Genomic DNA, 19,867 nt, shown 5'->3' on the forward strand with positions numbered 1-19,867 from the left:
CTACATTACCCTATGATTTCCTGCTTTGCCTGAACAATGAGATTCGCCACTTTTAGGTCCGACGCTTTATCTGGGCCAAGACCAATATTTTGCTCCACTGAACTTGTCAGTGAGCTGGCGATACGAATCGCATCATTACCTTCAAGGGCCAACCTAAAGATATGAGGTACATAGCCATCATATTCATCATCCCACCCATTATCCCCATCGTTCACTCCGATTGGATCCCACTTCTCCCAAAGAATCTCTGCGATAGCTGAGTACAAAGCTTCTTGTTCAGTAGATAGTTTACTCATGTGTGATTACGTATAACGCCCCAAGCAAGCGCCCGTTTTTGGCGTCGCCTTTCCTTTGCTTATTACATGTTGATGATTTCTGGATCATGCCATACATCTTCATAATCATCAGCGATTAAAAATCTATACCCTGTGGGTAATGCCAAATACTGCTCTATTTCAGGTAAGTATTCATTTATATGGCTCACGTGTAGCGGTTTAAAAAAATCAGTTTGTTGGATCATTTCTTCACCGCACCAAATATACCAGCCACATGTTCCATTTTCTGCTTTATGACGCACACCATTTATTGGCAGTTTACCTAGCGTATCTATAGCAAGGCCAAGCTTTTCTGCTTCAGAGCAAGGTATAAAATCCGCTTTAAATTTTCCGCATATGTCCTTTTGACTAGCCACGATATTCCTTAAGACATGTAACGCCCGGCTCACGCGCCTGTTTGTAGCCGCGGAGCGGCGGAGAATCGGTCGCCGTGCAGCCGATTGTTAGCTTATTTAAACACTGATACACGATTACGATCACTAACTTGGCCATTACCGGATTCGAGTAGCTTAGCAAGCAATTCTTCACGTCCATTTTCCAAAGACCATTGCATTTCATCATCAGTAATTACTGTTGCAATCAATAATTCCATTTTCCCATTTGGCAAAATGAAACCTGTTGGTAGTGGGTGTTGTGCTTTAGCTATAAGAACATTGACGGATTCAGTTTCTCCGACCTGAATATCTTGGACAGTGAGACCTTGGTGTTTTTCTACCCTGTCAAGAATACCGGCATCGTTTAAAATCTCGGCATTCGCAGACCATTGCATAAACCATAAAGGCCAATCAGCGTTCTCCTTTGCTATAAGAAGCATTTCATATCCATAACCAGCCGAATCTTCAGCGCTCTTTGCCTGCTCCTTATTTTGCAGGGTGCTCGAATATCTACTCGCTCTCCCCTGACCATCGGTTTCAATTTTGTAATCTGCCATCATAGTGCTTGCTGGCATATCGGGATTAGTCATTCCAAACGTAGTATATGCCCACAAACCTTTACCTATTTTGTCTGCTTGCAAGACAAACAGACCTCCTCCTGGCCATACTCCTGTCATATTCCCCATTTTCAGAATATCGTCAGGGAACTGCCCTATATTCTTTTCATAGTATGTGGTTCTCGAATCGTAGACCTGCTGCCAAAAAGTCTCTTCATCTACTTGCGAGGCTGGGTCAGATGCATAGGCGGTGCTTGCTGCTACCCATGGCAACACACTTAGAATCTTTCTTAATTTTTCGTTCATGCTCGATCTCATGGTTTGAGCTAGCGCCTGCAGCACGCGCGGCTTTGTAGTGGCCGCGAAGCCGCAACGAAGAAGCCGTCACTTTGCCTGCGATTGTTATGCATTGATATGTCCAAGGCCTGACTTTATGCCTTTACATACCAAGTCAAAAACTTCGTCATAGAACAGCACCTGGTAGTGCTTGCAATCCGAAAGGTGCGCTTGATTTAGTGAAGCCAGCCACCTGGAATCCATAACCTCAAATATCGCTGCTCTACTATCTCCAGTAGCCAGAATGCTACCGTGAACCTCTTCAGAGGCCATGCTATACGCCTCAACTCCTTCTAACACTAAGTGCTTCAATTTGTCGGGGACATATTTATCGTCAGGATTGAAGTACTCGAAGCCGACGAGGACAGCTCCCCTTAGTTTCCACACGACTCTTTGAAGCTCAGGGCCTCTTCCGTCATGGTAAAAATCACTCTCAAGAATAGCCTTAGTGTTCATACTCGCTCTTATGCATAACGCTCAGCTTTGGGGCGGCCTTTGTGTAGCGAAACAGAGAAAAAGGCCGTCCGGTGGAGGCCCGTCGGGCCGGAACGAACTGCAATGACTTGTTAAGGATGTCAGTCGTCAGCATAGATATCGATGATGTGCTTTGGAGCAAATTTTAGCTCTAAACCTGCCTGGATTTGATCTGTACAGTATGGATCATTATCCAATATGCCGACGTAGCCCTCTATCGTTGCCTTTTTAACAACCACCCACATTCTTTCGACGTTGACCTCACCATCCTCTTCTATGCGGAATACAAGCTTTACGATGTCTCCAGAGGAAAGAGACTGTCTAGCATCCAATGACGGAATCCAAAAGGTATCCGGGGCTTCTGCGTGGAGTTGTTCTCCGCTCTCTAGTTCAAACTCGACCATAGTATCCTTAACGCCAAGCTAAACGGTGCAGCTTTGCTGCGTCCTTGCTTGAGCGCCTTGTTATGTTTTTACTCGTACTTTGCCATTTCATTCAGCAGCTCTTCTTTGAGATCGTGTGGCTCGATACACCAGAATGTCCATTCGCTATTTGGGAATAGGGCAACTTTTACATTATCTTGCTCAAAGAGCGGAAGCCAATGATCTAGCAATTCTTCAAGGCTGATTTCGACAGCCTTGTGCCCTGGAAAATTCTCATCAGTAATTTTCTGAGCATACTCAAAATGAGGCCAGAGCGGAAAATATTCAAAATCTTCAGGAGCCAACGGAACTAGCCAACCTTCGTCACTTTTGACGCCCCACATTTGTTGCCAGTCGGCCACTTTACCAATGAAGTGATCGAAGCGTTTAGAACTATCCAATGCTAAAACAGCTTCAAACTGTTTTTCATTCATCCTGTATGGCATTGACCCTCCCTAAAAAAATAACGCCCAAATATGCGGTGTCCGGCGCGTGAAACGCGCGTACATAATTTGCTTGTTAAGCATGACTGTGCTCCAAAAATACAGCTTCAAGCCCCCCTTTAATTGTATTGGCCATATCGAGAGGGCTGCGCCCATGTTCATTTTTATGGCTTGCTTTTGCTCCAGCCTTCAATAAGGCAACCACACAGGAGAAGTCACCTCTAGCATTGATGGTAGCTGTCCATAACGGTCCATTCCCATGCAAATCGACCAAATTTGGGTCAGCACCGTTTGCGAGCGCCACTTCTATTGCATTGACGTTCGAATCCTGCGCATAAAAGTGTAAAGGGCACCAGCCATTGTCATCTTGAGGATTTATGTCAAAGCCACTCCCAATTAGCTTTTGAACAACCTCGGAATCACCGGCATAGTGCATGTCAGTTCTACCGTATTCATCCACCCCCGGCCGAGGATTCTTCCTAGGGATTTTTCCGACCATCCACACTCCCTTTATGTGCTTAACGCCCACTTAAGGGGCTGACAACGCTTTGAGCCGTTTGTTATGTGCGTGCTACTTGGTTCCACTGTTTAGCTGTAGTAAATCCCATTTGTTGCCATACAGATCTTCGAATACCACTACAGTTCCGTACTCTTCAACTCGAGGCTCTTCATTAAACACGACACCATTTACCTTCATTAACTCATAGTCTCGCCAAAAATCATTAGTTTGTAAGAACAAGAAGACACGACCACCTGTTTGATTTCCTACAGCTAGGGATTGTTCAGGAGTACTCGCTTGAGCTAAAAGCAAGTTCGTTCCGTTGGAATTAGGAGGAGAAACTTGAACCCAGCGTTTACCGCCACCTAAGTCAGTATCTTCAACCAGTGTGAATTGAAGTTTTTTAGTGTAGAACTCGATAGCATCATCGTAATTTTCAACGACTAGAGCGATACACCCGATTTGCTGTTGAACAGATTTAGACATGCTGGTTTCATCAATGAACTCGTATTGTGATGATGGCAGTTCTTGACGCAGTAGTTCTAGCCCTTTTTTCGCTGCTTGATTGAACCGTTGCCGTTCTTCCTCTGACCAGTAATTGTCAGAGTCTGCTGGAGAACTCCAATCAAACGAAGTGTCAAACCAAGAGATCAAGTACTGTATCCAACGATTGGTGTTTTCAGAAAGAGGCAATTCCCAATGTTCAATGGGATAGCCAAATTTCTCTCGGGCATCTTCATTCTTTGCCCAAAGACACACACCACTGCCAAGGTCAAAAAAATATCGAATCTCGTAGGTCATTGAACCGTGCCTATAGACGGATAACGCCGCGCTTTGCGGCTGCTTTGGAGCGCTAGCGGAAAAGCAGTCCGCCAACAGCGCCTTGTTACAAGGCTTTGGATGCCTCCAGCTATTTCAGCCACGACGGCACCTCTACAACAGGCTCTGGCGGAAGAGCGATGCTCAGCTCTGGCTTCCTTGGAATCTTTACTTCCTGGCCGTAGCGCAGGCCATATAGACGATCTGTTGTTTCCGCCCATTGTTCGAATAACCGAACTTTCTCGCCGTACTTGTCTGGAAACAGAAGGCAATAAAACTCAACATCTCCTGAAAGCTTCAATGTATCACCTTCGGACCAACCAATATCTTCGGCCAACTTCCTTTCGTGCAACCACGTGGCAAACAGTGAACTGACACTTTTCCATGTGTCTTCCGAGAACTTTTCTATGTACCTTGCCTGGGCCATGTGTTTGCCTTGTAACCTTTGAATATTGTGCATGCGCACTATGTAACTCACTCAATTTCTAATTCCCAGTCTTTAAGCTACTGATACAGAAAATATTTTCACCAAGTAACCTGCCGAAAAAATATAGGCAATTTAAGCATGCTCATTTCTACTCTAACGGGTGCACAATATCGAACTTTGAATTTCAATTATGTATCTGACATTAAACGAGTTAATTAGCCGATACAACAATAAATGAGCAATAATACTGATAAAAATGAGCGTTAGGTTAAACTAGAACTAGAGGTAGAATCGTTTCTCAAAAAGCCCTATGCGAGACACACCATGAACTCAACCAAAATTAATTACATAGAACTTCCGGCGCGGAGCCTTGAAGCAACCAAGCGATTCTTTCAACAAGCTTTTGGCTGGGAGTTTGTAGACTATGGTCCGGAATACGCGGCTATTCAAAACGCCGGAATTGACGGCGGCTTTTACCAATCAGATTTAGTTGCACAAACATCAACTGGAAGCGCATTGGTGGTTTTATACAGCAAAGATCTTGAGCAAAGCCTGAAAAGAGTTGAGGACGCCGGTGGTAAAATCCTCAAGCCTATATTTGATTTTCCCGGTGGTCGACGTTTTCAATTCACCTGCCCTAGCGGAAATGAGTATGCGGTATGGTCAGAGTAGTCAGTCCGCACCTTTTTACAAAGCTCTCATCATGGCTCACCAGAATAAGTGCGCCATCGTAATTGAGCAGAGCGTCGGAAAGCATGTCTTTGGAATCAATATCAAGATGGTTGTCGGGCTCATCAAGCAATAATAGCGGCTGTTGCGACTGATTACTCGCAATCAGCATCGCTAGCTTCATTTTCTCTCCCCCACTTAACCGGTTTACCAGTTGGTGAACTTTATATTTCCTAAGGCCTATACCCGCCAATAGCGTTCTGGCCTTAGTTTCATTCATTCCCCGACATAAATTCAGTATATTATCGAGTACCGAAAAGTGAGCTTGCAGCACATTAAAGTGCTGGTCTAAATAAAACACAGCAGTGTTAATACGAACCTCACCGGCTTTAAGTGCCAGGTCGCCGCAAAGCACTTTCAGTAGCGTCGACTTACCACTGCCATTTACTCCGACTAAATGCAGCTTGCTATTCCCCTTTACGGTTAAGTTAAAGGGCTTCATTGAGCCATAAGGAAGTTCCGCATTAATTAACGAAACCAGAGTCTGGTTACCCTTAGCTTCAGAGCTTAATTTTAACTTTTGTGCTTTTAACTGCTCCTGCCTTGACTCAAGTTGCCGCGACTTTTGTTGTAGTTGTTGCTGTCGATGCGCTTCATTTTTCGCTCTTCCCGAGGCTGAAGAAGAAGCACGGTTACTCATGGCATCCATTAAGATTTTTGCCTGACTTCCTTCTTTACGCAGCTTTTTGCCCGCTGCTGCTCGCTGCTCAGCTCGCTCTTTGTTCTTTTGCACCTGCTTTTCCAAATACTTCTGCTGTTGCCTAACACTGCTTAACTGGCGTGCCACCGAATCTGACTCTTTCCGCTTTTCTTCTGTGTAAAAATCGTAGCTTCCTCCGTACAGCGTCAAACCTAAACTACTCAGCTCCCAGATTTGCTCAACCTCCCGCAGCAATAAGCGGTCATGACTAATAAGCAAAATATGACCTGAAAAGCTCTGAATCTTCTCTATAAGCCATTGTTTACCATTGCTGTCCAAATGGTTAGAGGGTTCGTCCAGCACGAGTAAACCAGCACCGCTGTTAAACAGTTTCCACAACTGAAGCCTCGAAAGCTGACCGCCGCTTAACTGTTTACACACCAAGTTTATGGAATCAGGCAACTGTAACTGCTGTAAAAGGTAGGATAGTTCTGTCCTCAGTTCCCAGCGGTCACCAACACACTCAAACCATTTAGGGTCACAATCACCCTGTTCTATTTGCTCAATAGCATAAAGCGTGTCTTTCACATCCAGAAAATCTGCTACGGTTTGCTGCAATATATGTTCTTGGTTGATTTGCTGATACATGGCTACAGAAGTATTTAACTGCACGCTTCCATGCGTAGGTTCTAATTGCTTTGTAAGCAACAAGGCTAAAATAGATTTACCCACACCATTGCGCCCGACAAGCCCAACACGCTTTTGCGTCATTGACACAGAAAGGTTTCTGAACAGCATTTCGCCATTTTCAAATTGATAATGCAGATTAATTGCTTGTAAAACTGGCATGTATTGCCTCCTGAGAGCAGGGGCATTAAACGCAGTGAACCCGATAAACGGCTGGTGTTTTTACAAAACTGATATGAGACTTGAACAAGCCAATAGCACTACGCCTGCTAACCCTGCGGATCCAAATTAAAGAAATGAAGATGGATGACAGGTATTAGTTGTTCATTTTGGCGTAGACTCCTGCGGAGGTAATTAGATTAATTTAGAGTAATTGAAAATTAATCAATTTTCCACTATTCGGCTCTCGAATGAAATTGACGCTACATAGCTTTTTACGTAAGTTACTTACAACTAAACCGAAGTAATCAAAAACAAGGAAGAAAGCATGTCTAAGTTTACGGAATACAAAGTCATTCATATCGCGGAAGGTGGCTGTGGAACTCTGCTTCTGGGTTCAAGTGGCCTGCCGTTAAAGAAAATTGAATCCACTTTGAACCAGGAAGCGGCCGATGGCTGGCAAATGGTGTTTCAGGTACTTGAGCAAAAGCGCTTTTGGCTGTTCTGGACACGTGAAGCGGCAATTTTAACTCTGGGTCGATAAAACCGAGCATGATAAAGCGGTTCATTTTAGCTTCAATTCGTTGGTATCAGCGTCGTGGCGGTTCGCGCCACTTCTTTAATACCGAATGCAATTTTGAGCCGTCTTGTTCGCACTATACTTATCAGGCCATTAGCCAATACGGTACCTGGCGCGGTATAAAGCTTGGTTTAGCACGCATGAAGCGGTGTAATGACCCTGACTGCGTGCATAAAAAGCACGACCCGGTTCCTGAAAAAATCCTTAAATGAGGTACTCTATATGTCTTCTGAACAATTACGTGATGAAGAAGAAGCCCTGCGTAAACAAATACGCGAACTAACACCTGAGCAGCGAAAAGAATATTTCCGCCTTGAAGGTGAGCAGATAAAAGACCCGGACACTTACGCGGTTCTGAACTGGTTCATTATGGCGGGCCTGCATCATTTTTATTTAGGCAACACGCAACGCGGCCTTATCAACCTTTGTGTCATGCTGGTCGGCCTGGTTCTATTGCCCTTCTTTCCTATCGTCGGGGTTATCATTCTTGTCGGTATTGTCATTGTGGAATTGCCACAGTTGTTTAAGTCGCAACAAATTGTTCATGCTTACAACAATAACGTTATGCGCGAGCTCATTCATAAAGTTAAGTCCGATAACGCCTAGACGCATCTCAGGCAAAGTCTTTCAGCCTGAGATGACCCTCTATTGAGTCGGCAAGCGCTTTGGGCACCTCATGTTCAGTGGCTAACTCCCTCCACTGAGACACCGCGTTTATCACATCATCAATAATTGCATCAATTTCTTTGCGCTCTACCCGCGGAAGCTGAACGTCTGCCAGCGCGTAAAAATCGGCTCGGGTATGGCCGCTGCGCTTTCCATTTAAAGACATCCAGTGCTGCTCTACCCAGGGGTTTCCGGGTTTATAGCTAAAGGCCACGTCGTAAGCCGGGCTCAACCGCCATTGCTTGTCCTCCAGCATAAAACCAAAGTTCTTGGAGTGATCATCGTGGTTCGTTGCTACGTGGTTAAAGACCATACGGCGAAATAAGTCTATAGCGTCCGCCCGTGGCAACCTTAGCTGGCGGGCAACCTGGAACAGCTCTTCATAAGAAAATGCGCCAATGTCGTGATAGTTCACGTGCTTAATAGCGGTAAGCGTTTGAATGTGCTTTTTCTCATTGCCTATTCTGTCAAAGCGCTTGGTCACAAAATGGCGTCGGTTGCCTTCATCCAGCAGGTGGCATGGCATCATATGAATGCCCGCTTTCGTGGCCATTAAATAATACACATACTCCATAGCACCGTAACCTAACGGGTCACCAAAGGTTTGCTGAGACGGGTCGCGCTCCTTTACGCCGTCAAATTTCAGCAAGTAATGCTCAAACCCTTCGGGCACAAGTCCCTGCCCTGAACGAACTTGGCTGAAGTCCTTATTAAATGCCAGTACCGCTTTTGGCCTTGCCCCACCGGCGCTGGTACCAACCGCTAATAAAGCCTGCATCATTTCTTTGTCCGCCGCGTCGTCAAAGTGCGTGCGCTGACGAAAGCCCTTTCGTGCATCCAGCACTTCCTGCGCTAACCTCATTAAGCTTTCAAGCTCTATGTCTTTGTTTTTGGCGTTGGTTTGATTCTTACGCGCGGGGTGATACTCAAGAGCGCCCATGCCCCGCTCACCGGTATACTGAAGTCGTTCAAGTGGGCTCAGAGGCTCGGTGCGATCTGGCTGTTGCGCAACCCATTGGTTCAGCACCGCATTACCGAAGTCGTCCGGCAAAGAATCCGCCAGCATGCCCGGTAGGCCTCTGAATGTATCCCAATTTAACCCCGGAAAGGAGTAAATTCGCCCCTTCTCGGCGGGCATGGTTAAAGGCGCGAGCGGAATGTTTTTTTCGACAAATTCAGATAAGTACTCGAACCGCGCCGCCGTGTCGCCTTTGTTATAACTTAAGGCACCGACAGGCTCACCTTTGTAGCGAACTTCAATGGTATTAATCACCAGTCCAGCTCCTCATTATCAGCAGGTTTCACACGCGTTTTACCGCTCGCCCGTTTCTTCTGTTTGGTGCTACTTTTGAGCAGTTGCACAGGAGAAACGCCCTCGTCCGGGAACGCGGCCAGTAAATTGTCGATATGCCCCAAAGCCTGAAGAATAGCGACATAAGTTGGTAAGGTGCTTTTACCACCCTCCGCGGATTTAACCGCATTCAGTGAGACATTAGCTAAGGTAGCTAAGTCCTCCTGAGTTAAATCCTGGTTCAGCCGATACTGCCTGACTCGCTGACCAATGACTTCTGGAATACGTTCAGAATCCATATAACGAACCTTAAATAGGCTTTAAACTTACAAATAGAGTGTAGCAGACTATTTAAGGGACGCAATTTAATTTATATAACAGCATTTATATGGGCTTTAAAGTGGTTAATTCATATTAGAAGCCTTTCTAAGGGCTATAAAAGCAGACTTGAAATAAGGTTGTTAATAACACTTGATTTGAATATCAATTGATAGTCCGCTTTGTGCCAAGAGCGGACTTTAACGTTGCGTTCTGCGGTAAGTTTGGAGTGCAGCGGAAAACCAATCCGGTGGGAGCCCGTCAGGGCTGGAACGAACGTGAATGACTGGTTATGCTCAAGCACTTGGACCATGCTGTTTTGGCCCATGCCAGTCGAATGCTTCCAATGTCTGTTGCAGAATATTTTGAAGCCTCTCCATTGATTCCGGTGACACATCAACCTCCCCATAATGACCGTCAGCCATTGTTGAGCCATATTTGGAGCCATTAAGGGAGTTGAGAATAAGCACACCTCCGTTGGGGGCGTTTACCATATTGTTTTCAACTGGCTTCAGATCCAGAGGCTTCGGGCTCCTTCCAGCACCAAGGCCACGCGACCTATCTTCCAAGTGCTGAGCGCTGTTCCTTACTCCTCGAAGATCGGGAAATGCTTCGCCTACCTGGCCATGCCGCTCTGTAACGATTTCCGGCACACCGTCTTCTCTTGATAAAACCCCAAGGAACTTGTCAAATGAATCAATAGCGTAGAGAAAGGCTCGAGCGTATATGAAAGGTAAATTGTGCTCGAATTCCCGTGGTTGAAATCCATTCGACCATTTTTCTCTTTTGAACCGGACTTCGGTTTCAAAATTGATCTCATCCCACTGTTCGTGCCCCGGAAACCCACCGTACTCTTGCTCTATTTCCCGCCGGATCTCACTCCTTCGTTGGGCATCTCGTTCCCAGTTTTCACGGTCAGCGAATGAGGGGCGGACAGATCTGGCCTCAGTAAACAAGTTCAGTGCAAGATTTGCCTCAAAATATTGTGATTTGAGTGATTGCAACAGATTTCCGATTTTCCACGACCAATCCCGATCCTCACTTTCGAGCCATGTTCCAGGGGTTACGATTTCAAACACATACATTGCATATACTCATAAGAGCATAACGCCAGCCAGCATGCGCGGCTGCGGAATGGAGGCAAAACCGCAATGCAGTAGACGTCGCGTGCCTGGCCTTGTTAGATATCGTCACGGGACAACACATTATTTGCAAAAGCCACCGCACCCGCTTCTTCTAAAGACAAAAGTTCCACTTGAGACAACAGAGATTTACTTAAGTAACGGCATAGCAAGCGCAAAACCAATGCCAAGTAGAAACTTTCAGCATCGTTCTCAAGCCCGCGGCCCCTAGTATTCGACTGCGAGGTTGTCGCCATAGGCGAGCCATGAGCCTGAATAGATAGTAGCCGATAATAAAACCCAAAATGTTCGTCAATAAGACCCGTCAACTTCGCCACTTCAGCATCAGTGAGGTGCATATCCGCATTACCCGAGCGAATCTTTTTCGCCATATTTTTGCCAAGACCTTTATACACCGAGGACGCGGTGATCTCTGCTTTGGCTTTTGGTAGATTTTCCTCGAAACTTTTCAATATTTCATGATCGTGCTGTTCTGAGTAAAGCCGATACTTCTCACAGTTGACTCGGTAGAAATGGAGCTTCCGTCTGAAATCACTCTCCTCGGAAGACAACCCTGGCTCAATTAGGTACAAGTACCGGTGCGTTGCCTCAATCAAAGATCTTGCTAACACAGCTACGGACGGAAAGTCCCATAGCTGTGATTGGTTTACTTGGTTACCAGGAAGAATAGAACCGATCGTCATTGCACTAAGGACCAAGCGCGTATAGATCTTGGTACCTTCAAGACCGAGAGTACTGGTGTAAACGCCACCTGACCTATCAGACACGCGAACAAGATGCGGTATCAGCAGTTCGTACTGACGAAGTGCGTCTGGATACGAAAATATTTCTTCGTTCTGAGGAGATGTCATAGACAAATCTAACGCCCGCAGCACGCGCGGCTTTGTAATGGAGGCGCAGCCGGAATGCAAAAGCCGTCGCTGTGCCTGCGATGGTTATGCATTTTTAGCCTGCATTCTCTCCAGTTTCCTGAACGTCTCTTCTCTTCGATCTGCCCATATTTGACTAATTTTGCTTCCACTCCTAGCCTTTTGGATCTCTTGAGAAAGAAGATCGATCAGGCTGCTCTTTAGCGGGCCTGATAAGGTAAAGTCGGATTCGTCACACCAATCTAGAAAGTTCGTACTTATGATTTTCTCTGTAACTATATCCACGGACTTATTTCTTCTTATACCAAGATAAAGCTCATTATTATTTTCATAGTTTTCACACAGGCTATCGAACGACATTATCTTAAAATCTGGTGATTCGTATGACTTTATAAGGTCTATCTTTTCCCTTCTCCCCTCATATTCACTTCTTCGACCGGTGACCAGTACATACTTTATTTCAACAGGAGCATCTCTGACAGGTTTCTTAAGAAAACTTAATTGCTCTTCGAAGTGAACCTTGTTATTAGGATTTGAAAACCAAGCTTGCCATGTCTTTATTTGGTCAATACCCGACCGAAAATCATTGTGTAACGAAAGTGCTCCATCCTTGAAGAATTTCGAGCTAGGCTTTTCAATCTCAATCATTACGTAATTCCAGCTGATTGAGCTTTTAGAAAGAAAAACGAAATCTGTAATCATGTCGCTCGATATTCTTAGCTTTCTCAGCACTAAATCGAAATGAATGCCATGGTTTTGCACAAAGTGCCGTGGAATAAAACTAGTATTTTCCTCCAAAAAAGCTTGGTATTCTTGCTCCCCTTTATTTTCATCTAAGAGGCTGCGATACATATCGATTACTTGGTCCATCATGAATATCCAATTCTTATGAGCAATTCGTGTGCATAACCTTTATATATTGTGCGTGCGCACTTTTTCACTCGTTCAATTGCTAGGTGCTAATTCTTAAGTCACAGAGCTAACCACGATCCCGACCTTGAAACGCTCTGAATAAGCTAAAGCAATTTGAGCATGCTCAGTTACCCTCTAACGGGCACACAATATCTAACTTTGATTTTTCGTTATGTGATTGACAGTAAACGACTTAAATCCACAACACAACAACAAAGCGTGCAATAGCGCAGAGATAAGTGTGCCAAGCCTGATTCGCGTCATCTTTAGTCATTAATGGTAGGCACGAAGGTCACTAGCTGAATTAGTGCAAAAAACCTAAGGTCTGTTCCTCGCTCATAGCCGTCCTTGAGTAAATCAGTGTCGAATTAATTTAAAGAACGAAATAAAATTTAAGGTTTACAAGTGGCTTTAAACTATCGCTTTAAATTACTCGGACACAAAGATTTTACTTAGTAGTTACCCATCCTTGTCATATACGGCTAGCATTCCAGTCCCGTCTTCCAACAAAACCACTCTATCTTTCTCTTTGCCGAAGATTATTGTTCTATCTAGAGGTATTAACTTTGAAAAGGTGTACTTTGAGAATCTACAAACTGTCTAGTGAAAGCTGGGAAGTCCACTGATTTGAAAAAAAGCTACTGCGTGTCTTGTGGCGATTCACAAGGATGCTGAGCGGGTATAGAAAATCACTCCTTATACATTTTGGGCAAAAAACATTACTAGTTGTTTTATCAATTCAATCATTATTTATGTTAATGTTTTTTTAACACTTGAACTTATAGGTTATATGAAATGTCAGAGCCAATCATTAAAAGCGAGGCAGAGAGAAAGCAAGCGAAAGAGCTCCTTGGAAAGGATGCTCCCTTACATAGAAAGGCATATAGCGACCGAACAGCATGGCTTATGGCCTGCATTGCTGAACTTGCATACGTTAAGTTTAATCCACCACAGGTTACAGAGCGGTTAGCCAAGAAGGCTGAAAGCATGCTCGAAAACGGCAGTAAAAACCCTTCGAAGCTTAAAAACGCCATCCTCCTTGCCATTGATACTTTTGCTTATGACCATGTTGCAGAAAGAAAGTTGTTGGAGCAGCAACTTGAGATACTCGACGCAAAACTTATCGGAACATTTGATTCGAAAGGTACCCAGGCACTGATGATAAAGACGAACAAATTCTTAGTGCTGTCCTTTCGTGGGACAGAGGTTGCTGAATTAAAAGACATAAAAACTGATGCCGCGGCTAACCTCGTCAAATGTGTAACAGAGGGTAAGGTTCATTCAGGGTTCCATGAAGCATTCAATCTTATTGAAGTCGATATAAATGAGCAGTTAGCGCAATATCCAAAGCTTCCCTTGTTTATTACCGGTCACTCTTTGGGAGGAGCGTTAGCGACATTAGCGGCGAAGCGAATAACGCATACGGGCGGTAACGCGGCTTGCTACACGTTTGGTGCCCCGAGGGTGTCAGACGACAAATGGCTGATGACGATGAAGACACCCATTTACCGAGTCGTAAATTCCTCAGATGGTGTCACTATGGTTGCCCCCAGAAGCTTTTACATTACGATGATAGCTTGGCTCGTAGGACTCATACCGATGTTTGGGAAAAGCTGGAAAAAAGCACTGACAGTTCACTTTGGCAACTATATGCACGGTGGCGATATGCGATTTTTGACAGACGTTAAAAAGAGGGAGTTTTCAAAAGCGAAGCTACTCACTCATGTCAGTGGATGGTACCGTTTGAAAGGCTGGGCAAGGAAGCAGTTTACCTTTAAGAAGTTTGGCACAGACCACAGCATGGCGATATACCGAAGTAAATTGGCTTACATTGCCATCGCTCGTAACTAAAAGGAACTTAGGACCAAAGAATATGCAATCAACGCTATCTGTACCGACTGACAATATTTATAAGTTTTATGCGCTATTCGGACTAATCATAATGGTGACTACAGCTGTTATGTTTGCTGTACGGCATCAGCATTACAATAGACTCGCATTTGAACGTCATATCCCGATAAAAACGTTGGAGACAAAAGGCCCTTTAACTAGGGAGGAGCAACTCAGGCTTTCTCTTTTGCAGGATAAAGCCGAAATAGCCAGTGCGGATAAAAACTTGGAGTTGGGAGTATACTTTTTCTGTTTTTTTGTATTCGGTTTTGTATTTACAACTTATGGATTTATAGGTTGGCATACCAAGATCCAACCAAGAGAAGACAAGTTTCTAGACTTGCAAATCGAGAAGTTAGAACTCGAAAACCGACAAGCGAAGCGGCAACGTTATAAAGCTCCTTTCCCTCAAGTTAAAAAATAGTTTTATTGATATTCCAAGTGAGAGCTCAACTCGCTCGCAAGAATAAAAGGAATTTGGTCATAGAGTTTGTTAGCGGGGTTGTATGAAGTTGAAAGAATTTAGTGTCAGAGCTCTTATTGTTCTGGTCTTGCTCCTTGTAGCTTTCACGGGAGTCGGAGTACTTGCGGCCTTAGCCGGATTAATTTTTGATTGCGACTCGAAGCCCAAAAACAGCTCTACTAAAACGAGCTTAGTTACCCACCTTCCTAACACTTTTAGAGGGTTAGCTTGTGATCAAAGAGGTGGAACGTGCATTGAGGCTTTTATTATGAGGAGCATAACTGAACGCACGATAAAAGATTTTGCGTCTGCCGTTGAACTGTATCCAAAATTAAAGACGGTATGTTTTGCTAACAAGGGTGGGTCGGTTAGGACAGCACGGATAATCTATAAATTTCTTCAAAACAATAACTACGATACTTGTATGGCGAGTTATTACGAGGTCAGTCAAGAAACAGATAGTCGATTGGCATCCAAAGAAGATTATAGCGGTGAGGTCATTTCTAAAGAGAACCCTAGTTGCTCAAGCTCTTGTGCAGTGATGTTGCTTGCCGGTAAGAATCGAATCGCTATCGGCAGTAATTTTCAATTACAGGTTCATCGACCTGGACGCAAGTTCTGCTTTTCTGAATGCGAGTGGAGGTTTGACGCAGGAACATTTTTTATGGGGGATTTTGAGGAAATGATTGAAAATGCGAAGGATATGTCAGAGCTAAACAAAAGACAGTATCAGCAGCAGATTGCAACTAAGCCTTTTGATGACCGTAATTTGCGAGAAATTGGTATTTCCGATGCGTTGAACTGGCAAGTGTTTACGGAAAAGCTCGAATAGAAACGCTATAGCGCAGTCTTATTTTTAATTAATTTCTAACTTTAAAGGTTCCGAGTTAGCAAAGGCGACTTCAGAATGCTCAGTTACACTCTACCGAGAGTATAATATCTAATGTTTATTTTTGGTTATATAGTTGACACTAAACGACTTAAATACACTACACAATAGTAAAATACGCAATATTACAGAGATAAGTGTGCCAGCCTTATTCCAACCTAATAATGACAAGGAGATGACTTACTAGTTGAATTGAGCAAAAAACCCGGTGGTCGGCTATTCGCTCTAAGCCGACATAAAGTCTTTTGCTTAGCTTCCGCTTCAGGGCTTGTTTAAGGTATCACCCGTAAATTAGTAAACTCTCAATGCTACTTCGAGTGACCTTTTGACAAAACGGATTAACCATGTAATCTCAATCGCTGATTTAAAAAAATACACCGTAAGCTTTATGCCCTAGTGCCTCCGTAAAAAAAAGGAATTGTGATGAGATATAAGTTTTTACCTGCCTTTGTATGTTTAATGTTATTCATCTCCATGCAAGCCAGTGCTAAAGTCCGGGGGGAGTCAATAATAGTTAGTATTGATTCTGAGGTTTTGGATGAGTCACGTGAATTGATTATTCATCTTCCAAACAATTATTCACGTTACACCGATACTTCTTATCCCGTTTTATATCTGACGGATGGGCAGCGAAACTTCGCACATGCTGCCGGAACATTGGATCTACTAAGTCAGGATGGAATGGCACAGGAGATGATTATTGTTGGCATAACTAACACGCACCGTGCGCGGGATTTCACACCTACCCATGATGAAAGCTATGATCAATGGGGCATTTCTGGCGGGGCAGACGACTTTCTTAATTTCATCGAGGCTGAGCTTAAACCTTTTATAAATTCAAATTACAGAACAAATAATTACGCGATCCTTTCCGGCCACTCACTTGGCGGCTTATTATCTGTATATGCACTGCAGTCAAGACCCGAAATGTTTCAGGCTTATTTCGCTTTCAGTCCGAGCCTTTGGTGGGATAGCGAAGTCATTTTTTCTGATGCTGCAAAATTCTTGAGCCAACCAGAAGACTTAAATAAGTACCTATACGTAAATATGGGGAATGAGGGCGGGCAAATGCTTAGTGCATTTGAACGATATAAAGAACTATTGAATACCAGCAATCGTGAGGGGTTCAGCTACGACACTAATCTGGATGTATCTGAGAGCCACAATACGACAGCTCTAGCAGGTATGAGCCTCGCGTTTCAAAAGCAACTCACTTCACTGCGACCTTCTGGAGCAGTAATCGAGGAAGGGGTTACAGCCATACAACAATACTATAAAGACCTATCTAAAAAATATGGGTATAACGCCAAACCAAGCTACAAAGCTATCAATCACGCTGGGTACAATGCTTTGGAAAAACAGGACTATGATACCGCAATCTCAATTTTCAGAAGTAACACCGAAAGTCATCCAAACAAATCTGATGGATATGACAGCCTCGCTGATGGTTATGAAGCAGCTGGTAAATTAAATAAAGCTCTGGAGATGAGAAAAAAAGCGTTAGCAATGAGCTACAAAGAAAATGTTGAAAATAACGCACTTAAAACCCGACTTGATAACTTGCAGCAGAAAATAAGCGGTGACCAGAAATGAAGTAATAATGAGTTGTATGGTTCTACTCTTACACGAGCATACTTACTAAGCCAGACTGCCTAATATACTAGTCCCTTTCCCGAAAGGCAGCTTTGAGCGAAGAGCTGACGTTAACTATTCTCCGAATTGTTAACGTATCCATAAAACTCAGATTTTACTATGACTTACCATTAACGGAATGCTGTTTCTTGCGCTTTTTCGCATCGTTCTCGGGCCACTTCAATAGCGTGCCTCCCTGCATTCGGGGCTGACTTTAAAGTTGGGTAAGAGCCCACTTCTTTAAAGTACTGAACGCCAAGGCTTACACAGCGGTTATACGCGTCTTTTTCCTGACTTTTATCTTCGGCTCTGTCCTCACTGCTTTCACTACAAGAATAAAGGGCTAAAACCCCTAAGAAAGCGACAATTCCTTTTCGACTCATGACAACCCCCTTAAATTATGATTAGCATATAGTGCCTAGCTAGGTTCTTAGGTAAAACGCTATTCACTTTCAAGTATTGCTCCAAATCAATTCCATCTTTCGAGAACCACGAAGTACAAAGGGCTCGATACAGAATCAGTGGAATCATCAACTATAGTAGTGGAAGCTGGAAATTCTAGCTACACAGAAAAAGCAATATAGGCATAGAGCAGCCTCAAGATGAAATACCATTTAACAAAGCATTGAAACGGACATTCGCTTTAGCTTGTTTTTGAGCAGTTTCTCGTTATGATTTCTGGTGAATGCAGGATGTTCGGGTAAATTCTGGTAGAGCATAAGGAAGGCTCTAACCCCGTTAGTTCTTCATAATCTTGATAATAACAAGCGATTTAAAAAATGGATGATATGAATAACATCGATGATAAAAAGATAATCAATTGGATTAAAAAACAAGAATTTTCGAAGCTAACTTTTCTAGATAATTTTTGGCAGTCCCATGATAATGAATGGTATCTAGGGTTTTATTACTTTATCCAATATCTAAAGCAAGAATGCTTTGATGATGTTATTGCTGAAGTAACTTCACGACACGATGATGAATCGTCCGCCTACTGCTACCTTGGGGATACCGCTAATAAGATTTACAGCTCATTCATTGAACAACACATACCAGCCTCCTTCTATCGACACGCTATAAAACTAAACCCAAACAACGCTCACGCTCATTGGGGACTCTTCATAACGGATAATAATACGAATTCATGCATCACATCTTTAAAGCTCGATTATGAAAACAATGAATTTGAGAACTTAGGCCGTAAAATAGATAACCTGTTCTACCGCACCAATCATTTCTCAAACTTTACATTTCAAGACTGGCAGTTTATCAAATTTTTAATTCAAGACAGCAAAGTTACTTGCAAGAGAGGTATGCTTGTTGTTGTGCTTTTCTATCTTGATGAAGTTGAAGATTGTTTAGCCCTAATAGAATCAATGAATAACGTAAGCTTTGAAGTCATAGAGGTATTTTTTAATCGCAACTTAATCAGTAAAGAGTTTGCACTAAGCAAGCTTTATTATTGGCAGATCGATAAGTTCTTGGGCGACGACAGCAAAGCGATTTACCAAGCTTATATAAAGGAATCAGAGAAAGGAAAGGCTAACCCACTGAGGCAGGTACTAATACAAAAAGCCTTTCTGGCGGGAGAATATGAAGACGTCGTTACTTACCATGAAGACGCACCTACAGACGATTTTTATTACCGACACGATATAAACGGACGTCTGTATTACTTGCTAGCGTTGTCGTACCTAAAGCGACCAGTGAATAAGCAAATTTTGGAGTATATTAATGACAAGGCAGATTCCTTAAGCGATGAATCTAAAACTCTATATCGAGCCGTTAGGTGCAAACACAAAATTGATGAGCTAGAGCGTCGACTCCTAGAAAAGACACACTTCGACGATACGATTGATAGATGGGGAATATATCAAGAAGTGACTAAAGCATTAGATTCCCCCAATCTAATCAAACATCAAATCTATGATCATTTGAGTTGCGAGTTAAAGTCATTAGAAACAAAGTGGAATGACGCATACTACGATACGCAGCTAGCAGAAATGAAAGTCAAACTATCTAACGGAGATATGAGTAGTGACGATTTCCTACGTTTATACAACTTAGGCATAGAGTGCAATGAATTTGATTTCGTAATAGAGAATGTCGCCAAGTTTCATGCTAGCAACCAACCGACTATGTCATCGTACAATTGCATTGGCGTGTGTCATGATCGAAAAAAAGAACTTAGTCATGCTTTTGAATACTACAAGCTTGCTATAGAGTTGATGCACTCATCAAAAGACTACAATCACATTATCATTGGTAATTACATTAGCTGTGCAGAAAGATTGCCCGACGTAGAAATAGCAGA

The 19,867-nt window shown here is 43.5% G+C and carries 25 protein-coding genes; 9 read left to right on the forward strand and 16 right to left on the reverse strand.

Annotated elements, in window-relative coordinates:
- Positions 1 to 5: 5 nt before the first annotated feature.
- The 9 genes from ACN0TF_RS11675 to ACN0TF_RS11715 all read right to left on the reverse strand — a co-directional run bounded on the left by ACN0TF_RS11675 (position 6) and on the right by ACN0TF_RS11715 (position 4,686).
- Positions 6 to 296, reverse strand: coding sequence for a hypothetical protein (locus ACN0TF_RS11675; protein WP_417442075.1), 291 nt, complete (start codon positions 294 to 296; stop codon positions 6 to 8).
- A 62-nt stretch (positions 297 to 358) separates the two neighbouring features.
- The gene (locus ACN0TF_RS11680; RefSeq protein WP_417442076.1) at positions 359 to 691 is read right to left on the reverse strand and encodes a hypothetical protein; all 333 of its coding nucleotides are present in this window, start codon (positions 689 to 691) and stop codon (positions 359 to 361) included.
- Positions 692 to 783: 92 nt separating this feature from the next.
- A complete protein-coding gene (locus ACN0TF_RS11685) occupies positions 784 to 1,572 on the reverse strand; it encodes a suppressor of fused domain protein (protein WP_417442077.1) in 789 nt (262 codons plus the stop codon).
- Positions 1,573 to 1,668: 96 nt separating this feature from the next.
- Positions 1,669 to 2,058 carry a hypothetical protein gene (locus ACN0TF_RS11690; protein ID WP_417442078.1) on the reverse strand — a complete coding sequence of 130 codons (390 nt, stop codon included), beginning with the start codon at positions 2,056 to 2,058 and terminating at the stop codon, positions 1,669 to 1,671.
- A 119-nt stretch (positions 2,059 to 2,177) separates the two neighbouring features.
- Complete coding sequence (locus ACN0TF_RS11695; protein WP_417442079.1) at positions 2,178 to 2,480, reverse strand: DUF2314 domain-containing protein; 303 nt, start codon at positions 2,478 to 2,480, stop codon at positions 2,178 to 2,180.
- 68 nt (positions 2,481 to 2,548) lie between these two features.
- Positions 2,549 to 2,944 (reverse strand): DUF2750 domain-containing protein, encoded by a 396-nt coding sequence (locus tag ACN0TF_RS11700; RefSeq protein ID WP_417442080.1) that lies wholly within the window; start codon positions 2,942 to 2,944, stop codon positions 2,549 to 2,551.
- Positions 2,945 to 3,017: 73 nt separating this feature from the next.
- Positions 3,018 to 3,440 carry an ankyrin repeat domain-containing protein gene (locus ACN0TF_RS11705; protein WP_417442081.1) on the reverse strand — a complete coding sequence of 141 codons (423 nt, stop codon included), beginning with the start codon at positions 3,438 to 3,440 and terminating at the stop codon, positions 3,018 to 3,020.
- Positions 3,441 to 3,512: 72 nt separating this feature from the next.
- Positions 3,513 to 3,926, reverse strand: coding sequence for a VOC family protein (locus ACN0TF_RS11710; protein WP_417442104.1), 414 nt, complete (start codon positions 3,924 to 3,926; stop codon positions 3,513 to 3,515).
- A 424-nt stretch (positions 3,927 to 4,350) separates the two neighbouring features.
- Positions 4,351 to 4,686: a hypothetical protein gene (locus tag ACN0TF_RS11715; protein ID WP_417442082.1), complete on the reverse strand. Its 336-nt coding sequence runs from the start codon at positions 4,684 to 4,686 to the stop codon at positions 4,351 to 4,353.
- Between the two features lie 324 nt (positions 4,687 to 5,010).
- Here ACN0TF_RS11715 and ACN0TF_RS11720 point away from each other — a divergent pair, with 324 nt between their 5' ends.
- The gene (locus ACN0TF_RS11720) at positions 5,011 to 5,358 is read left to right on the forward strand and encodes a VOC family protein (RefSeq protein WP_417442083.1); all 348 of its coding nucleotides are present in this window, start codon (positions 5,011 to 5,013) and stop codon (positions 5,356 to 5,358) included.
- On the opposite strand, the gene ACN0TF_RS11725 is transcribed toward ACN0TF_RS11720, so the two are convergent.
- The gene (locus ACN0TF_RS11725) at positions 5,324 to 6,904 is read right to left on the reverse strand and encodes an ATP-binding cassette domain-containing protein (RefSeq protein ID WP_417442084.1); all 1,581 of its coding nucleotides are present in this window, start codon (positions 6,902 to 6,904) and stop codon (positions 5,324 to 5,326) included. The two genes, ACN0TF_RS11720 and ACN0TF_RS11725, sit on opposite strands and share 35 nt — an antisense overlap.
- Positions 6,905 to 7,229: 325 nt before the next feature.
- Between ACN0TF_RS11725 and ACN0TF_RS11730 the strand changes: the two genes are divergently transcribed.
- Genes ACN0TF_RS11730 through ACN0TF_RS11740 form a run of 3 tightly spaced genes read left to right on the forward strand, consistent with a single transcriptional unit; the run spans position 7,230 to position 8,087 of the window.
- On the forward strand, positions 7,230 to 7,445 hold the full coding sequence (locus ACN0TF_RS11730; protein ID WP_317497353.1) for a DUF4177 domain-containing protein: 216 nt from the start codon (positions 7,230 to 7,232) through the stop codon (positions 7,443 to 7,445).
- An 8-nt stretch (positions 7,446 to 7,453) separates the two neighbouring features.
- A complete protein-coding gene (yidD, locus tag ACN0TF_RS11735; RefSeq protein ID WP_417442085.1) occupies positions 7,454 to 7,693 on the forward strand; it encodes a membrane protein insertion efficiency factor YidD in 240 nt (79 codons plus the stop codon).
- 10 nt (positions 7,694 to 7,703) lie between these two features.
- Positions 7,704 to 8,087 (forward strand): TM2 domain-containing protein, encoded by a 384-nt coding sequence (locus ACN0TF_RS11740; RefSeq protein WP_417442086.1) that lies wholly within the window; start codon positions 7,704 to 7,706, stop codon positions 8,085 to 8,087.
- Positions 8,088 to 8,094: 7 nt separating this feature from the next.
- Here the strand turns inward: ACN0TF_RS11740 and ACN0TF_RS11745 are convergent, their stop codons facing one another.
- From ACN0TF_RS11745 to ACN0TF_RS11765, 5 genes are all read right to left on the reverse strand, one after another.
- Entirely contained in the window at positions 8,095 to 9,420 is a 1,326-nt protein-coding gene (locus ACN0TF_RS11745; RefSeq protein WP_417442087.1) for a type II toxin-antitoxin system HipA family toxin, read from the reverse strand.
- A complete protein-coding gene (locus tag ACN0TF_RS11750) occupies positions 9,417 to 9,737 on the reverse strand; it encodes a helix-turn-helix domain-containing protein (protein WP_417442088.1) in 321 nt (106 codons plus the stop codon). Before ACN0TF_RS11750 ends, ACN0TF_RS11745 begins: the two co-directional genes overlap by 4 nt.
- Positions 9,738 to 10,052: 315 nt before the next feature.
- Positions 10,053 to 10,841 (reverse strand): hypothetical protein, encoded by a 789-nt coding sequence (locus ACN0TF_RS11755; RefSeq protein WP_417442089.1) that lies wholly within the window; start codon positions 10,839 to 10,841, stop codon positions 10,053 to 10,055.
- A 95-nt stretch (positions 10,842 to 10,936) separates the two neighbouring features.
- A complete protein-coding gene (locus ACN0TF_RS11760; protein WP_417442090.1) occupies positions 10,937 to 11,269 on the reverse strand; it encodes a hypothetical protein in 333 nt (110 codons plus the stop codon).
- Between the two features lie 564 nt (positions 11,270 to 11,833).
- Positions 11,834 to 12,640 (reverse strand): Shedu anti-phage system protein SduA domain-containing protein, encoded by an 807-nt coding sequence (locus ACN0TF_RS11765; protein ID WP_417442091.1) that lies wholly within the window; start codon positions 12,638 to 12,640, stop codon positions 11,834 to 11,836.
- An 834-nt stretch (positions 12,641 to 13,474) separates the two neighbouring features.
- Here ACN0TF_RS11765 and ACN0TF_RS11770 point away from each other — a divergent pair.
- The 4 genes from ACN0TF_RS11770 (at position 13,475) to ACN0TF_RS11785 (ending at position 17,514) form a co-directional block, all read left to right on the forward strand.
- Complete coding sequence (locus tag ACN0TF_RS11770) at positions 13,475 to 14,530, forward strand: lipase family protein (RefSeq protein ID WP_417442092.1); 1,056 nt, start codon at positions 13,475 to 13,477, stop codon at positions 14,528 to 14,530.
- Positions 14,531 to 14,552: 22 nt separating this feature from the next.
- Positions 14,553 to 14,993, forward strand: coding sequence for a hypothetical protein (locus ACN0TF_RS11775; protein ID WP_417442093.1), 441 nt, complete (start codon positions 14,553 to 14,555; stop codon positions 14,991 to 14,993).
- Positions 14,994 to 15,075: 82 nt separating this feature from the next.
- Complete coding sequence (locus ACN0TF_RS11780) at positions 15,076 to 15,864, forward strand: hypothetical protein (RefSeq protein WP_417442094.1); 789 nt, start codon at positions 15,076 to 15,078, stop codon at positions 15,862 to 15,864.
- 480 nt (positions 15,865 to 16,344) lie between these two features.
- The gene (locus tag ACN0TF_RS11785; protein ID WP_417442095.1) at positions 16,345 to 17,514 is read left to right on the forward strand and encodes an alpha/beta hydrolase-fold protein; all 1,170 of its coding nucleotides are present in this window, start codon (positions 16,345 to 16,347) and stop codon (positions 17,512 to 17,514) included.
- A 170-nt stretch (positions 17,515 to 17,684) separates the two neighbouring features.
- On the opposite strand, the gene ACN0TF_RS11790 is transcribed toward ACN0TF_RS11785, so the two are convergent.
- Positions 17,685 to 17,936 (reverse strand): hypothetical protein, encoded by a 252-nt coding sequence (locus ACN0TF_RS11790; protein ID WP_417442096.1) that lies wholly within the window; start codon positions 17,934 to 17,936, stop codon positions 17,685 to 17,687.
- A 396-nt stretch (positions 17,937 to 18,332) separates the two neighbouring features.
- Here ACN0TF_RS11790 and ACN0TF_RS11795 point away from each other — a divergent pair.
- A partial coding sequence (locus tag ACN0TF_RS11795) for a hypothetical protein (protein ID WP_417442097.1) occupies positions 18,333 to 19,867 on the forward strand: 1,535 nt, incomplete at its 3' end.

It is taken from the genome of Idiomarina sp. (genome assembly GCF_048265525.1).
GTDB lineage: Bacteria > Pseudomonadota > Gammaproteobacteria > Enterobacterales > Alteromonadaceae > Idiomarina.

Excerpts from the sequence above, each read along its gene's own strand:
- ACN0TF_RS11675 (WP_417442075.1), bottom strand. The coding sequence starts at position 296 with ATGAGTAAACTATCTACTGAACAAGAAGCTTTGTACTCAGCTATCGCA.
- ACN0TF_RS11685 (WP_417442077.1), bottom strand. The coding sequence starts at position 1,572 with ATGAACGAAAAATTAAGAAAGATTCTAAGTGTGTTGCCATGGGTAGCA.
- ACN0TF_RS11690 (WP_417442078.1), bottom strand. The coding sequence starts at position 2,058 with ATGAACACTAAGGCTATTCTTGAGAGTGATTTTTACCATGACGGAAGA.
- ACN0TF_RS11695 (WP_417442079.1), bottom strand. The coding sequence starts at position 2,480 with ATGGTCGAGTTTGAACTAGAGAGCGGAGAACAACTCCACGCAGAAGCC.
- ACN0TF_RS11700 (WP_417442080.1), bottom strand. The coding sequence starts at position 2,944 with ATGCCATACAGGATGAATGAAAAACAGTTTGAAGCTGTTTTAGCATTG.
- ACN0TF_RS11705 (WP_417442081.1), bottom strand. The coding sequence starts at position 3,440 with ATGGTCGGAAAAATCCCTAGGAAGAATCCTCGGCCGGGGGTGGATGAA.
- ACN0TF_RS11710 (WP_417442104.1), bottom strand. The coding sequence starts at position 3,926 with ATGTCTAAATCTGTTCAACAGCAAATCGGGTGTATCGCTCTAGTCGTT.
- ACN0TF_RS11715 (WP_417442082.1), bottom strand. The coding sequence starts at position 4,686 with ATGGCCCAGGCAAGGTACATAGAAAAGTTCTCGGAAGACACATGGAAA.
- ACN0TF_RS11720 (WP_417442083.1), top strand. The coding sequence starts at position 5,011 with ATGAACTCAACCAAAATTAATTACATAGAACTTCCGGCGCGGAGCCTT.
- ACN0TF_RS11725 (WP_417442084.1), bottom strand. The coding sequence starts at position 6,904 with ATGCCAGTTTTACAAGCAATTAATCTGCATTATCAATTTGAAAATGGC.
- ACN0TF_RS11730 (WP_317497353.1), top strand. The coding sequence starts at position 7,230 with ATGTCTAAGTTTACGGAATACAAAGTCATTCATATCGCGGAAGGTGGC.
- yidD (WP_417442085.1), top strand. The coding sequence starts at position 7,454 with ATGATAAAGCGGTTCATTTTAGCTTCAATTCGTTGGTATCAGCGTCGT.
- ACN0TF_RS11740 (WP_417442086.1), top strand. The coding sequence starts at position 7,704 with ATGTCTTCTGAACAATTACGTGATGAAGAAGAAGCCCTGCGTAAACAA.
- ACN0TF_RS11750 (WP_417442088.1), bottom strand. The coding sequence starts at position 9,737 with ATGGATTCTGAACGTATTCCAGAAGTCATTGGTCAGCGAGTCAGGCAG.
- ACN0TF_RS11755 (WP_417442089.1), bottom strand. The coding sequence starts at position 10,841 with ATGTATGTGTTTGAAATCGTAACCCCTGGAACATGGCTCGAAAGTGAG.
- ACN0TF_RS11760 (WP_417442090.1), bottom strand. The coding sequence starts at position 11,269 with ATGGCGAAAAAGATTCGCTCGGGTAATGCGGATATGCACCTCACTGAT.
- ACN0TF_RS11765 (WP_417442091.1), bottom strand. The coding sequence starts at position 12,640 with ATGATGGACCAAGTAATCGATATGTATCGCAGCCTCTTAGATGAAAAT.
- ACN0TF_RS11770 (WP_417442092.1), top strand. The coding sequence starts at position 13,475 with ATGTCAGAGCCAATCATTAAAAGCGAGGCAGAGAGAAAGCAAGCGAAA.
- ACN0TF_RS11775 (WP_417442093.1), top strand. The coding sequence starts at position 14,553 with ATGCAATCAACGCTATCTGTACCGACTGACAATATTTATAAGTTTTAT.
- ACN0TF_RS11780 (WP_417442094.1), top strand. The coding sequence starts at position 15,076 with ATGAAGTTGAAAGAATTTAGTGTCAGAGCTCTTATTGTTCTGGTCTTG.
- ACN0TF_RS11785 (WP_417442095.1), top strand. The coding sequence starts at position 16,345 with ATGAGATATAAGTTTTTACCTGCCTTTGTATGTTTAATGTTATTCATC.
- ACN0TF_RS11790 (WP_417442096.1), bottom strand. The coding sequence starts at position 17,936 with ATGAGTCGAAAAGGAATTGTCGCTTTCTTAGGGGTTTTAGCCCTTTAT.